This is a genomic window from Pseudomonas sp. B3G-3, from assembly GCF_028640915.1.
Lineage (GTDB): Bacteria > Pseudomonadota > Gammaproteobacteria > Pseudomonadales > Pseudomonadaceae > Aquipseudomonas > Aquipseudomonas chlororaphis_I.
Map to the genome: position 1 here is coordinate 76522 of NZ_JAQZAB010000090.1, position 13318 is coordinate 89839.

11 protein-coding genes are annotated in these 13318 nt (G+C 63.5%); all 11 read right to left on the reverse strand.

Annotated elements, in window-relative coordinates; genetic code table 11:
- Nucleotides 1–9: 9 nt before the first annotated feature.
- The gene (locus tag PVZ80_RS10725) at nt 10–381 is read right to left on the reverse strand and encodes an antibiotic biosynthesis monooxygenase family protein (RefSeq protein ID WP_028683478.1); all 372 of its coding nucleotides are present in this window, start codon (nt 379–381) and stop codon (nt 10–12) included.
- A gap of 37 nt (nt 382–418) precedes the next feature.
- Nucleotides 419–949: a flavin reductase family protein gene (locus tag PVZ80_RS10730; protein WP_009051062.1), complete on the reverse strand. Its 531-nt coding sequence runs from the start codon at nt 947–949 to the stop codon at nt 419–421.
- Nucleotides 946–2121: an LLM class flavin-dependent oxidoreductase gene (locus PVZ80_RS10735; protein WP_016702683.1), complete on the reverse strand. Its 1176-nt coding sequence runs from the start codon at nt 2119–2121 to the stop codon at nt 946–948. The genes PVZ80_RS10730 and PVZ80_RS10735 overlap by 4 nt, the downstream gene beginning before the upstream one ends.
- A gap of 73 nt (nt 2122–2194) precedes the next feature.
- The gene (locus tag PVZ80_RS10740) at nt 2195–2902 is read right to left on the reverse strand and encodes an RraA family protein (protein ID WP_009051064.1); all 708 of its coding nucleotides are present in this window, start codon (nt 2900–2902) and stop codon (nt 2195–2197) included.
- Nucleotides 2899–4104 (reverse strand): isocitrate/isopropylmalate dehydrogenase family protein, encoded by a 1206-nt coding sequence (locus PVZ80_RS10745; protein WP_273863880.1) that lies wholly within the window; start codon nt 4102–4104, stop codon nt 2899–2901. Before PVZ80_RS10745 ends, PVZ80_RS10740 begins: the two co-directional genes overlap by 4 nt.
- Nucleotides 4104–5132, reverse strand: a complete 1029-nt coding sequence (locus PVZ80_RS10750; protein ID WP_009051066.1) for a nucleoid-structuring protein H-NS — start codon at nt 5130–5132, stop codon at nt 4104–4106. Before PVZ80_RS10750 ends, PVZ80_RS10745 begins: the two co-directional genes overlap by 1 nt.
- Before the next feature lie 470 nt (nt 5133–5602).
- Nucleotides 5603–6532: a LysR family transcriptional regulator gene (locus PVZ80_RS10755; RefSeq protein WP_016702681.1), complete on the reverse strand. Its 930-nt coding sequence runs from the start codon at nt 6530–6532 to the stop codon at nt 5603–5605.
- Nucleotides 6533–6685: 153 nt separating this feature from the next.
- A complete protein-coding gene (locus PVZ80_RS10760; protein ID WP_009051068.1) occupies nt 6686–7870 on the reverse strand; it encodes an MFS transporter in 1185 nt (394 codons plus the stop codon).
- The gene (locus tag PVZ80_RS10765; RefSeq protein WP_028683476.1) at nt 7867–8868 is read right to left on the reverse strand and encodes a zinc-dependent alcohol dehydrogenase family protein; all 1002 of its coding nucleotides are present in this window, start codon (nt 8866–8868) and stop codon (nt 7867–7869) included. The genes PVZ80_RS10760 and PVZ80_RS10765 overlap by 4 nt, the downstream gene beginning before the upstream one ends.
- 79 nt (nt 8869–8947) lie before the next feature.
- Nucleotides 8948–12133, reverse strand: coding sequence for an efflux RND transporter permease subunit (locus tag PVZ80_RS10770; RefSeq protein ID WP_273863881.1), 3186 nt, complete (start codon nt 12131–12133; stop codon nt 8948–8950).
- The gene (locus PVZ80_RS10775) at nt 12130–13308 is read right to left on the reverse strand and encodes an efflux RND transporter periplasmic adaptor subunit (RefSeq protein ID WP_039968246.1); all 1179 of its coding nucleotides are present in this window, start codon (nt 13306–13308) and stop codon (nt 12130–12132) included. The genes PVZ80_RS10770 and PVZ80_RS10775 overlap by 4 nt, the downstream gene beginning before the upstream one ends.
- Between the last annotated feature and the right edge of the window lie 10 nt (nt 13309–13318).

Below are 13318 nucleotides of genomic sequence, written 5' to 3' on the forward strand. Positions count from 1 at the left end.
GCCTTCCCCTCAGGCGAGCGCCGCGGCCACCGGGGCAGTGGCGGCCGGAATGTAGTCGTTGACCTTGTAGAGGTGGAACTCCCAGGTGCCGGTTTCCTTCAGCCGGGAATAACGCGACATGAACTGCTCATCGGAGAACAGAGAGTCAAACTCCTCCTTGCTGCTCCATTGCGCCTGATTGATCACGGTCTTGCCGTCGATACTCTTGAACAGGCGGCTCCACTGGAACGACGGATAGTTCTGCGCCACATAACCCACGGCCGAGCGCAGTACATCGAGGGCGGCGTCCTGCTGCCCCTCGAATACATGTACGACGTTGACCAGGAAAATCGCATCGCTCTCATCGGCGCTAGGTGCATCGAATGCAGTCAGGTTGCTCATGTTGCCTCCAGGAAAAAACAGAATGGTCGGGGCCAGATCAGTGAATCAGCTCGCAGGACTGGGCCGGCTTGCCGTCCTGCCAGAGCAGGGGCGAAATGCGCTCGTTGACGCGCGACTTCTCGACCCGTCCGACAATCACCTCGTGGGTGGCGTAGGACAGCCGCGCATCGACGCTGCAGAACAGCGTCGCCTGGGCATCCGACAGATACGGCAGGTCGTCGGCAGACTCCCATTGGCCATGTTCGAAGCGCGCACTGCCCTTGAGCTGGCCGGCGAAGATGCCGACCAGCCGGCTTTGCGTGGCATCGAGCAGGTTCACGCTGAAACGCTGGTTGGCCAGCAGCGGCTGGTACAGGCTGGCCGTGCGGTTGATGCAGATCAGCAGCGACGGCGGTTCGGTGCACAGCGAGCTGACCGCTGTGGCGACCATGCCGCTGCGCGTGCCATCGACGCCGGTGGCGATGATGGAAACCGTGCTGGTCAGGCGCCGCATGGCGCGCTTGAAGTCCTCGGCCAGCGCCTGCTCGGAGGGCTCGACGGCCAGCGCCAAAGCGCTGCGGGCACTCATGCGACCGCTCCGATGATGACCCTGGAGCTGTTATGGGGCTGGCGCAGGCCGGCCTCTTCCATGCGTGGCAGGACGTCCTGGAGAAACTCGTCGAGGCCGCTCTTGTAGTCGAGCCAGGTCAAGCAGATGCCGTCGATGCCCAGGTCGCTGTAGCGCTGGAACTGCTCGGTGATCATTTCCGCGGTCCCGACCAGGGGCACCCCGGCGAACCCGGCCTTGAAGTGGAAGCGGAAGCGCTCGGCGTCCTCGGTGTTGGCGAACATGCCGCTCTGGATGCCGATCTCCGAGGTGACGTTATCCAGGGCGACTTCATCGCCGTGCTGATTGACGTAGTAGTCGAGGTACTTCTCGGCTTCTTCCAGGCTGTCCTTCTGCACCACGTAGGAGTAGACCCAGATCTGGATCTCGCGGCCGAATTCCAGGCGAGCCAGGTCGCGGTAGGCCTTGATCTGCGCGCGAATGGTGTCGTCGTCATCCTCGTGCTTGAGGATCAGGAACGCCGCGTCGCAATGCTCGGCGCAGAACCTGCGGCCGCGCTCGGAACCCCCGGCATTCATCAGGAACGGCTGGTTCAGCGGCTTGGGCTGGGCAAAGCCCTGGGCGATATTGAAGAAGTCGCCCTTGTGGTCGAAGTTGCCCGGTTCGTTCCAGGCCAGCCGGGCGATTTTCAGCCACTCGTCGGCGTGGTCGTAGCGCCGGTCATGCTCCAGCTGCACCCCGCCGTTGAACATGCCCATCTCCTTGCCGTACCAGCCGCAGATCATGTTCAGGCCGAAGCGACCGCCGCTGATATGGTCGATGGTCGCGGCCTGCTTGGCAGCGAACAGCGGATGCACGGTCGACAGGTGCGAGGTGGTGAACAGCGCGATCTGTTCGGTCACCGACGCCAGCCCCGCCGCCCAGGTATAGGTTTCGAACGACACCCCCATCGGATCGCTGGCACCGCCCCAGCCGCGCCAGCGGCCCACCGGCAGCAGCAGTTCCAGGCCGGCCTTGTCGGCTTTCTTGGCGACTTCCAGGTTGCCGCTCCAGTCAGAGGCGTCCAGGCGCTCCGGGACCGTGGTCAGGGTGCAGCCACCCTCGATATTGAGGGCGAAGACCCCCAGCTTGATTTTGTTGGTGCTGCTGCGCATCGGGTTGGTCTTGATCTTTGCCGGATGATTCGAAGTCATTACTGCTCTCCTTGATCGAGGAACGTGACGCGTCGTTTCGCATCACGCCTGTGCATCGCACGCAGGTTGCCGCTCAGGCGGCACTCGGGGTTTTCGCCTCGGCCGCGAGCCATGGCTGGTCATAGCGGTGCAGGCGGCGCGCCTCCGCCAGCGACAGGCCCTGGCTGACCGACGCGATGATGTCGCGCTCGGTCTTTTCCACGGCAATGGCGCGCTTGATGACCTCTTCGGCCTTGTCGATGGGGATCACCAGGCAACCGCTGGCATCGCCGACGATCAGATCGCCGGGATGGATGGTCACGCCGCTGACCTCGACCGCCACCTGGGTCGCCTTGAGCTGCACGCGGTTCTTGCCCGACTGCATGAACCGCCCGCGGCTGAACAGCGGGTAATTGAGGCGGGTCACGGTGTCGATATCCCGCGCGACCCCGTCGATCAAGGTGCCGCGCACATTCCGCTGCACCGCCACGTGGGTCAGGATGTCGCCCCAGACCGTGGCGTCCAGCCGCCCGGCGTTGCTGGAAACCACCACCGAGCCAGGCGGCACCTCATCGATGTAGTTGGCGGCGTTCTTGAAGCCGTCGTTCTGGTTGACCGGCTCGTAGAGCACGGTAAAGGCGAAGCCGCTGCAACGGGTGCCGGGCACTTGCTGGATGATGCCCAGCAACCCGGCGTCGATGCCGAGGCTGTCGAGGGCATCGCTCAGCGAGGCGGTATCCAGCGCGGCGCATTGTTCCAGCAGGGAGGCGCGTTGTTGCTCCGAGAGTGAAGAGGTGCTCATGCATGACTCCTTGCGGGCAAAGCCCGAGCGTTTTCGGTATTCGGGATGAGTTGACGAAGGTTGGTCACGCTCCGCCGGATGATGGCCGCGGCGCATTGCCCGGTGGTCGCCTGGCCGCCACTGTCGTAGGTCTGGCAGTCGTGCCTGACCACCTGCGTCACCGCCTGCTCGATGGCCTGGGCCTGGGCGTGGTAACCCAGGTGTTCGAGCAGCAGGGCCAGGGATAGGAACATCGCGCTGGGGTTGGCCTTGTCCTGGCCGACATGGGCCGGGGCGCTGCCATGCACCGGCTCGAAGTAGGCCCCGGCGTCGCCGATGTTCGCGCTGGGCGCGAATCCCAGCCCGCCCATAACCCCGGCCCCGAGGTCGGAAAGGATGTCGCCGAACATGTTCTCCGCGACGATCACCCCAAAGCGCTCCGGACGACGGATCATCCACAGCGCCACGGCGTCGACGTTGTCGATGTTGTAGGCGATATCCGGGTAGTGCGCGGCCACCTCCTCGAGGATCCCCCTGGCGAACGCACCGCTGTAGCGCAGCACATTGGGCTTGTCCGCCAGGGTCACGCGCTGGTAGTCATGCTGGCGGGCGTATTCGAAGGCGAAGCGAAACAGCCGGGTCAGGCCGGCCCGGGTCTGCAGCCGCACCGTCATGGTCGCGTCCTCGGCGCTATCGCGGCTCCACGGCGCCCCGGCCAGCTCCCGTGCCTTGAGCAACGGCTCGAACTCGGCGGGGATCGAGGCAAAGTCGAGACCGGCGTAAAGCCCCTCGGTGTTCTCGCGGATCACCGTGAAACGGAACCGCCCCTCACCGAGTACATCGGTGACCGGCCGCACGTTGGCATACAGGCTCAGGCGCTGGCGTAGCTGGATCACCGGCGAGACGTACACCCGCGAGGTGTTGCGCAGGGCCTCGGGCAATTCCTTCTCGGCTTCCTGCAGGGCCTTGCTGGTGATGGCGCCGAGCAGCGTGGCGTCGGCCGCGGCGATCTTCGCCCAGGTCTCGGCCGGGACCGGGTCGCCGCCGGTGCGCCAGCACTCCCAGCCGATCTGGCCGAAGTCCAGCTCGATGGGCAGCTCCAGGGCATCGAAGATCGGCAGTATGGCCTCGACGACTTCACTGCCGATGCCGTCCCCGGGCAGCACGCAGACTCGATGACGCATCGGTTTGCCCGACTGCGCCGATTGCTGGAGTGCGCTCATCACATTTTTCCTTCGGCGGACAGATGAGCCGGGAAGCTGGACCGGGAAATCACCAGCGGCCGTACCGCGTGCCGCTGGATCAGGTCCTGCTCGTGCATCGCCCGGAGCGCCTGGAATGTCGAGCTGATCTGCAGCCGGGACATGGTGTCCTCCAGCCGCTGCTGAACATCGAAAGGCAAGTTGTAGGCACCCAGCATCACATCCATGAGCGGGGTCGGCAGGCTGCTCAATGGAACGCTCTGCGCGGTGTATTCGGACAACTGCAGGGCCTTGACCAAGTCGTAGCCATTGGCACTTCCGACCCGTTCCAGATAGGCGATAAACATGCCCAGGTGCAAGTTGCCCGCGCCCTTGCCCATGCCGCAAATCGAAGTGTCGATATATTCGGCACCGGCCTCGACGGCCGCGATGGAGTTGGAAAGCGCCAGGGAAAGATTATTGTGCGCATGGAACCCCAGGGGCACATGGACTCTTCTGGATATCCGACTGACTAGCCGTTCGACATCATCCGGAATCATATTGCCATTAGAGTCGGCGAAATAAATGACATCGGCCCCGGCGCCTTCCGCGCGCAATGCCATATCCGTCACGGTTCCCGGTGTTTGCGTGGTGATGTGGGTGATATTGGCGCTGGCCTGAAAGTTGAACGACTTGGCCAACTCGATAGTTGCCACGCCTTGTTCAAGTTGCTCGGCACGCAAACACACCCGGATCATTCCGACGCCATGTTCGGCGAGCATTTCAAAGTCTTCGCCCGTCACATTACGCGGATGCACCATGACACACAGCCCTAGTTGACCGCGCGCGGCACGACGCAGCGATTCAATATATTCAGGGCTGACCGAACTGCTCAGTCCGTGTTCTTTCTTGCGTATGAAAGAACCGTTGCAATAACCGATCTCGGCATGCCCAACCCCCACGTCGACAAGGTGTCCGACGGCATTGGCGGCATAATCGGTGGTGAACTCGAAGTTGTTACGATAACCACCATCACGGAGCGTTACATCAATAATCTTTACGTTATTCATGATCCCAATTCCTTCTGTGAGCTCGCTATAAAACTCTGGAAGCGCACGCAAGTACGTCCCGGGTTTCGTTAGTAGTAACGTGACCGTAATGCAGGATTATTCCCAAACGCTTTTTACAGGCATGAGTCGAGGGCCAGAGAGGCCAAGAGCAGAACTTGATAAATGTTTTTTCAACATCAGAGCTTCGACGGCCAGCGAATCAATATCGTTGGACAATCGAATTCTTCGCTGTTTTTTTTATTATGGTTTCAGACCGCAACCGGAGAAGCGTGTGCCGTATCCGGGTGGGGGACTTTTGAAAACCCTGGCATGGGTTTTCAACCGTCGGGGGAGCAAGCATGTTTCTTGTTATGGGGCTGATACTGAAATCTGCCCGCTTGTTTGTAAACTCCCCGTATTTACCCTGGGGGGTTAAAAAATTCACCTTGTGTTAACACCAGACTGAACTACGCCCCCCTGTAAAAACGCTTTTAAAAGAATTGCTCAGTTGGAAAGCAGCTGACCAGGAAGTCCATTAACGAACGAATGGGTGCCTCTTTGCGCAAATCCTCATGAACCACTAGCCAGATATCGATCATCAAGTCCGCATAATGAAACTGCGCCTTTGCCAATTCGGGGTCTTTCAGGCCATAGAAGTTGGGCAGCAAGGCAATGCCGATGCCGGCGCGGGCCGCCGAGGCCTGGACTTCGAGACTTCTGGCGCGCAGCACCACCGGGCGCTCCCCGGCAACCTCGCGCAACCACATCTGTTGCCGGGAGTGCTCCATGCTGTCGTCATAGACGATGTATTCGTACTGCTCGCTGGTGTGCTCCGCCAGGTAGCCCTGGCTGCCGTACAGGCCAAAAGACACCGTCCCTATCTTGCGCGCCACCAGGTCCATCTGGGTCGGCCGGCACAGGCGGATCATCAGGTCCGGCTCGGGATTGCACAGCGTGCCGATATCGTCCTGCATCAACAGGCTGACATTGATCGACGGGTGTTCACGGCGCAGGCGCCCCAGGTGCGGGGCGATGAATTCCGAGGTCAGCAACGGCGGCGCGCTGACCGCGAGATCGGCGACCATCTCGGTCTGCACGGAGAGCGCCACCTTGGAAATCGCCTTGGCGTCCTTCTGCATCCGCCCGGCGATTTCCGCGATGCGGTGGCCGAACGGCGTGATCTCGTAGTTGCGTTTACGCCGGTCGACCAGCTTGAGGTTCAGCGACGATTCCAGCGCCGCTATCCGTCGCGCCACCGTGGCATGCTCGACGCCCAGCTCGCGTGCCGCGCTGCTGAGCGACTGGGTGCGGGCGAAGGTGACGTAATGGCGAAGGTTTTCCCAGTCGAACATGCTGCTGTCGCGCGACTCCAGCCCCGTGGGCCAGTTGCAGGAGGGGTTGGACACAGTCAAGGGATTCATGAGGCCTCGATCGATTCTCAATGGAAAAACAACCCAGGCGGTCGACCCAAAGGCTTCCATCCTGGAGATCCTTGGTTGGGAACGTAAAGCCGATGCCAGCCGCGCACGGATGAAAAAACCCTCATCCGTGCGGGCCACCCTGCATCGTAGAACTCAGTCTGCCGCGACGGGCGCGCCTCCCTTGCGCGGTGCGGCACTGAAAAACAGGACTTTGACCACGATGACCATCAAGGCCAGCGCGGCGAACAGCAAACCACTGTAGAGAGTGCCCTGCAAGCCCAGGCGCGCCAGGAACCAGCCGCCAGTTGTCGACCCTATGGTCACGCCCAGATTGATGAACGAGATGTAGATGCCGGTGGCGAACTCCGGGGCCTCCGGCGCTTCGGAGGTCAGCCAGATCTGCGTGACGATCAGCCCGCTGGTATGGGTCGCGCCCCAGATCACCACGATCACCAGCATGGTCAGCAGCGACGGGCCGGCGAACAGGTACAGCAAGCCGTAGGCGCCCGCCAGCAGGATCGGGTGCAGGATCGTCGTGCGGACCATGTTCTGGCCGATCAGCTTGCCGGCATACAGGTTGCCGGCAACGCCGCCGATACCGAAGACCACCAGCAGGATGCTGATCAGTTGTGCGCTCATCCCGGCTTCCCGGGCCAGGTACTCGGCCGAATAGCTGTACACGGAGAACATCGCGGCAAAGATCAGCGTCGAGGCGGTAATGTTCAGCCACAGCGGGAACTTGCGCAGGATGGCCAGTTGGTCGCCATAGGACACGGCCCGATTGCCGGGCGCGTCCGGCAGCCTGGCGATGATCCCCAGGCCGGCGATGCAGTTGACCAGGGCGCAGAACAGGAACGACGCCTCGTAGGAGAATTGCGCGGCGACCAGCGTCGTCAGCGGCACCCCCAGCACCATGCCCATGCTGGTGCCGACGAACGCCTTGGCCGCGGCACGGGTCGACTCTCCAGGCGGATAGAGCGAGGTGGCCGCGACGAAGGCCAGGGAAAAATACACCGGGTGAAACAGCGCCGGGATGATGCGCAACACCATCAGCGATTCGAAGTTCGGCGCATAGGCCGACAACACGCTGGTGCCGGCAAAGACGAACAGCGCGAGGGTCAGGACCTTCTTGCGGTTGAAGCGCGACAGCAGCAACACCATGATCGGGCCGCAGGCCGCGATGATCAGCGCGAACAGCCCCACCAGCAGCCCCGCCTGCGAAGCACTGATGGCGAAGCGCTCGATGATCACCGGCAGGATCCCGACCACGCCGAACTCGATGGTGTAGACGCCGAACAGGCCCAGGGCCAGGAAGTAGATCGGATGGAGCATTTTCATGACACGGACTCCAGCGTGACCACCACCTTGCCGAACTGATCGCCGGCCTCCAGGTAGCGGTGGGCATCGACGATCTGCTCGAAGGCGAAGGTCCGGGCAATCACCGGGCGCAGCGTCCCCGCCTCCAGGCCGGCGATCACATAGGCCTTGCCGGCCTCGAGCAACTCAGGCCGGGAAGTGATCTCATGCAGCAGGTAGCCGCGCAGCGTCAGGCTCTTGCTCAGGACCTTGAACAGCGGGAAAGGCGACGGCTCGCTGCTCAAGGCGCCATACACCAGGATGATCCCGCCGCGGGCCGCGGCATCGACCAGTTGCTCCAGGAACGGCCCACCCACCGGATCGAAAATCACCCGGGCGCCCTGGCCCGAGGTAATCCGCTCGACCTGTCGATTGAAGTCCGCCTGCTCGCTGGTCAGCACATGCGCCGCGCCGGCCGCCAGCAACTGTTCGTGCTTGGCCGCGGTGCGGCTGACGGCGATCGGGATCGCCCCGACCTGGTTGGCAATCTGGATCGCCGCCAGGCCGACACTGCTCGAAGCGGCCGTGATCAGCACGAATTCCCCCGGCTGCAGGGCGGCAACCTGGATCAACGCGCCCCAGGCCGTGACGTACTGCATCCAGACCGCCGAGGCCTCGGCGAACGACAGGCTGGCGGGATGCTTGACCAGCATCGCGGCCGGCAGCACCGCGAGTTCGGCATAGGTGCCCCACTGCGCGATCGAGATCGGCGGCACAAGGCTGACGATATCGCCCACCGCGAACTCGCCGGCCCGGGCCCCGACGGCCTCGACGATGCCCGCCGCCTCATACCCCAGCCGGGAAGGAAACTCGGCCTGTTCCAGGTACTGGCCGGAACGGAACATCGACTCCGCCCGGTTCAGGCCGATCGCCTTGACGCTGATCCGTACCTCGTCGGGCCCCGGTGCGGGGACCTCGATGTCATCGATCCTGAGTACTTCAGGACCACCGTATTGGCTAAAACGCACGACGCGTGTCATTGACTGTCCCCTTGTTTCATTGATTGCAGATGACTGTAGAGTGCTTGCGAATCCTGAAAAACCGCCTCCCGTTCCGTTCTCAACGGACCGTCAGCTCCGCAATGGGCGACTCGGGCGCGGCCTGGACCGCAGGGGTCCGGCGGGTGGCGAGCAGCCGCAGCGCGACATAGAACACCGGGGTGAACAACAGCCCGAACAGGGTTACCCCGAGCATGCCGAAGAACACCGCGACGCCCATGGCATGGCGCATCTCGGCGCCGGCGCCGGTGGAGAGCACCAGGGGCACGACGCCCATGATGAAAGCGATGGAGGTCATCAGGATCGGGCGCAGGCGCAGCTGGCTGGCCTCGACGGCGGCGCGGACGATGCCCTGCCCCTGCAGTTCGAGTTCCCGGGCGAACTCGACGATCAGGATGGCGTTCTTGCTGGCCAGCCCCACCAGGACCATCAGGCCGATCTGGGTAAAGATGTTGTTGTCGCCCTGGGTCAGCCAGACACCCAGCAGCGCCGACATGATGCCCATGGGCACGATCAGCAGGATGGCCACCGGCAACAGCAGGCTTTCGTACAGCGCCGCCAGCACCAGGTACACCAGCAGCATGCAGATCAGCAGGATCCACACGGTGGAGTCGCCGGAAATGATCTGTTGGTAGGTCAGCTCGGTCCATTCGAACTTGATGCCCTTGGGCAGCGTCTCGGCGGCAATCCGTTCCACCGCGGCCTGGGCCTGGCCGGACGAATAACCGGGGGCCGGGCCACCGTTCAGGTCGGCGGCGGTGTAGCCGTTGTAGCGCACCACCATTTCCGGCCCGTACGTGGGATGGACCTCCACCAGGCTGCCCAGCGGCACCATGTTGCCGTCGGCGTTGCGCGCCTTCAGCTGGCCAATATCGTCGGCATGGGCCCGGAACGGCGCATCGGCCTGCACCCGCACCTGGTAGACCCGTCCCAGCAGGTTGAAATCGTTGACGTACAGCGAGCCCAGATAGACCTGCAAGGTGTCGAACACATCGGTCATCGCGACATTCGATTGCTTGGCCTTGATCCGGTCCAGATCGACCTTCAGTTGCGGAACGTCGATCTGGTAGCTGGAAAAGCTCGGCCCCAGCTCGGGTGCCTGCGCGGCTTGCTTGAGGAAGGCACGTACCGCTGCATCGAGCTTTTCGAAGCCCAGCGCGCCACGGTCTTCCAGTTGCAGCTTGAACCCGCCCAGGGTCCCCAGCCCCAACACCGGAGGCGGCGGAAAGACCCCGGTGAACGCCTCCTTGATGGCGGAGAATTGCTGGTTCAATGCCGCCGCGATGGCCGTGGCGCTGGTTTGCGAACCGTGCCGGTCGGCGAACGGCTCGAGGATGACGAAGATGATGCCCGCGCTTGACGAGTTCATCAGGCCATTGACCGACATGCCGGGAAATTCCAGGGTGTGGGCCACGCCCGGTTGTTTCAGGGCGATTTCGTTCATCCGCTGGATCACCTGCTCGGTGCGTTCGAGCGAGGAGCCGTTGGGCAGCTGGGCCAGGCCGACCAGGAACTCCTTGTCCTGGGCCGGGACGAAACCGCCGGGCAATGAATGGCCGAGCCAGGCCGTCAGGCCGAGCAACACGGCGTACAGGCCCAGGGTCATGCTTTTGCGCTGGATAACCCGGCCCAGGTTATTGCCGTAGGACTGCTCGCCTCGCGCCGACAGCCGGTTGAAGCGGCTGAACAAGGGCCCCAGCAGCCGGTCGATCCCGCGGCTGAGCCGATCCCGCGGCTGGTCATGGCCCTTGAGCAGCAGCGCACACAGGGCGGGCGACAAGGTCAGGGAGTTGAACGCCGAGATCAGGGTCGAGATGGCGATGGTCAACGCGAACTGCTGATAGAACTGCCCGGTCAACCCAGGCATGAACGCCAGCGGCACGAACACACTCACCAGGGTCAGGGTGATCGCGATGATCGGCTTGCTGACTTCGTCCATCGCCTTATAGGAGGCGGCCTTGGGCGTAAGGCCCAGGGCAATGTTGCGCTCGACGTTCTCGACCACCACGATCGCATCGTCGACCACGATGCCGATGGCCAGCACCATCCCGAACAGCGACAGCGCATTGATCGAAAAACCGCAGGCCAGCATCAGCGAGAGCGTGCCGATGATCGACACGGGCATGGCCAGCAGCGGGATGATCGAGGCGCGCCAGGTCTGCAGGAACAGGATGACCACCAGCACCACCAGCAGCGTCGATTCGAGCAGGGTCTGGATCACCGCCAGAATGCTGGAGCGAACGAACTGGGTGGGGTCGAACACGATCTTGTAGTCGACCCCGGCGGGCATGTCTTCCTTGGCCTGGCGCATGATTTCGCGCGCCTGCGCGGAGATCGCCAGGGCATTGCCGCCAGCCATCTGGAACACCCCGAAACCCACCGCTGGCTTGCCGTCGACCAGTGAGCGCAAGCCGTAGTCCGAAGCCGCCAGTTCGACCCGCGCCACATCGCGCAGGAACGTCACCGCGCCGCCGGCAGAGCTCTTGAGGATGATGTCGCCGAATTCCTTTTCCGATTTCAGGCGCCCCTGGGTATTGACCGACAGTTGTTGCGCGACATCCGTGCGCATCGGCTGACCGCCGATGACCCCGGCGGCCACCTGGACGTTCTGTTCGCGGATCGCCGCGACCACATCGTTGGCGCTCAAGCCGCGCTGGGCGACTTTCTGCGGGTCCAGCCAGATGCGCATCGCGTAGTCGCCACCGCCCCAGATGCGCACCTCGCCGACGCCCGGGATACGCTCCAACTGGTTCTTGATATTGAGAATGCCGTAGTTGCGCAGGTAGGTAGCGTTGTACTGGTCATCGGGGGAAACCAGGTGGATGGCCAGCGTCTGGGTCGACGACGACTTCATCGTCACCACCCCCAGCCGGCGCACGTCCTCGGGCAGCCGCGGCAGCGCTTGCGAGACCCGGTTCTGCACCAGTTGCTGGGCCTTGTCCGGATCGGTGCCGACCTTGAACGTGACGCTGAGTGTGAGGTTGCCGTCGCTGTTGGCCTGCGACTGCATGTACAGCATGTCCTCGACACCGTTGATCTGCTCCTCGAGCGGCGCCGCGACCGTCTGCGCCACCACCGCCGGGTTGGCGCCCGGGTACTGGGCGTTGACCACGATCAGCGGCGGCACCACATCGGGATACTCCGAGACCGGCAGGCGGAACAGCGAGATGATCCCGGCCAGCAGGATCAGGGTCGACAGGGCGCCGGCGAAGATCGGCCGGTCGATGAAGAAACGGGAGAAGTTCATGGCTGGGTGCTCGCGTCCGCGCGCTGGGCCAGCAGCGGCCTGACGGTATCCCCAGGCCGTGCCCGGTGCAGGCCGTTGATCACCACCCGCTCGCCGGGCTGCAGGCCGGAATCGATGATGCGCAGATTGCCGACCAGGTTGCCGGGGCTGATGCGGCGGTACTCCACCTGATCATTGGCGGTCACCACCAGCACGAATTTCTTGTCTTGATCGGTGCCTATCGCACTGTCATCGATCAACACCGCCTGGCGCTCAGGGCCACCGCCGAGCTTGATCCGGGCCAGCATGCCGGGCCTGAGCAGGCCGTCGGCGTTGTCGAAACTGGCGCGCACGCGCAACGTGGCCGACTGCAGGTCGAGCTGATTGTCCAGCGAGGCCAGCTTACCCACCCGCGGGAAATCCGTTTCGTTGGACAGCCCGAGCATGACCGGCACCGCATCCGGCCGGGCACTGCTTTGGTTGAGGTAACGCAGGAACGTCTGCTCGTCGACGTCGAACGCGGCGTAGATCGGCGACAGCGATACCAGGGTGCTCAGCGGCGCGGCATTTTCCCCGGCGCTGACGATATTGCCTGTCGTCACCAGGGCATTGGACATGCGCCCGCTGACCGGGGCAGTGATCCGGGTGTGGGCCAGGTCCAGCCGAGCGCTGTCGAGTATCGCCTGGGCCTGCCTGACATTGGCCTGGGCTTCGCTGGCGGCGTTCTGCTTTTCGTCCAGGTCGCGCATGGCGATGGCATTGGAGTTGATCAGCCGCTGGGCCCGGCCCAGGTCGGTGGCGGTGTACTGGCTTCGCGACTTGGCCGCGGCCAGGCTCGCCTGGGCTTCCTCGACCCGTGCGGCATAGGGCCTGGCGTCGATTTCAAACAGCAGGTCGCCCTCCTTGACGATCGCCCCGTCCTTGAAATGCACGGCGACGATCGTCCCCGATACCAGGGGGCGGATGACGACCTTTTCGACCGCCTCCAGCCGCCCGGAATAGTTCTGCCAGTCCGTCACGGGCCTGGACAGCACCATGGCCACGTCGACTTCGGCGGCCGGCGGCGCCACGCTGGCCTTCGCCGTGGTGGACGGTTCGCCGCGCAGCACGACTACCAGCGCGACCACCACGGCGCAGGCCAGCGTGGCGCGAATCATGAGAGCGCTGCCCGAGCGCCCGGATCGTATCGAGTCCATAAAACAACTT

Excerpts from the sequence above, each read along its gene's own strand:
- PVZ80_RS10725 (WP_028683478.1), bottom strand. The coding sequence starts at position 381 with ATGAGCAACCTGACTGCATTCGATGCACCTAGCGCCGATGAGAGCGAT.
- PVZ80_RS10730 (WP_009051062.1), bottom strand. The coding sequence starts at position 949 with ATGAGTGCCCGCAGCGCTTTGGCGCTGGCCGTCGAGCCCTCCGAGCAG.
- PVZ80_RS10735 (WP_016702683.1), bottom strand. The coding sequence starts at position 2,121 with ATGACTTCGAATCATCCGGCAAAGATCAAGACCAACCCGATGCGCAGC.
- PVZ80_RS10740 (WP_009051064.1), bottom strand. The coding sequence starts at position 2,902 with ATGAGCACCTCTTCACTCTCGGAGCAACAACGCGCCTCCCTGCTGGAA.
- PVZ80_RS10745 (WP_273863880.1), bottom strand. The coding sequence starts at position 4,104 with ATGAGCGCACTCCAGCAATCGGCGCAGTCGGGCAAACCGATGCGTCAT.
- PVZ80_RS10750 (WP_009051066.1), bottom strand. The coding sequence starts at position 5,132 with ATGAATAACGTAAAGATTATTGATGTAACGCTCCGTGATGGTGGTTAT.
- PVZ80_RS10755 (WP_016702681.1), bottom strand. The coding sequence starts at position 6,532 with ATGAATCCCTTGACTGTGTCCAACCCCTCCTGCAACTGGCCCACGGGG.
- PVZ80_RS10760 (WP_009051068.1), bottom strand. The coding sequence starts at position 7,870 with ATGAAAATGCTCCATCCGATCTACTTCCTGGCCCTGGGCCTGTTCGGC.
- PVZ80_RS10765 (WP_028683476.1), bottom strand. The coding sequence starts at position 8,868 with ATGACACGCGTCGTGCGTTTTAGCCAATACGGTGGTCCTGAAGTACTC.
- PVZ80_RS10770 (WP_273863881.1), bottom strand. The coding sequence starts at position 12,133 with ATGAACTTCTCCCGTTTCTTCATCGACCGGCCGATCTTCGCCGGCGCC.
- PVZ80_RS10775 (WP_039968246.1), bottom strand. The coding sequence starts at position 13,308 with ATGGACTCGATACGATCCGGGCGCTCGGGCAGCGCTCTCATGATTCGC.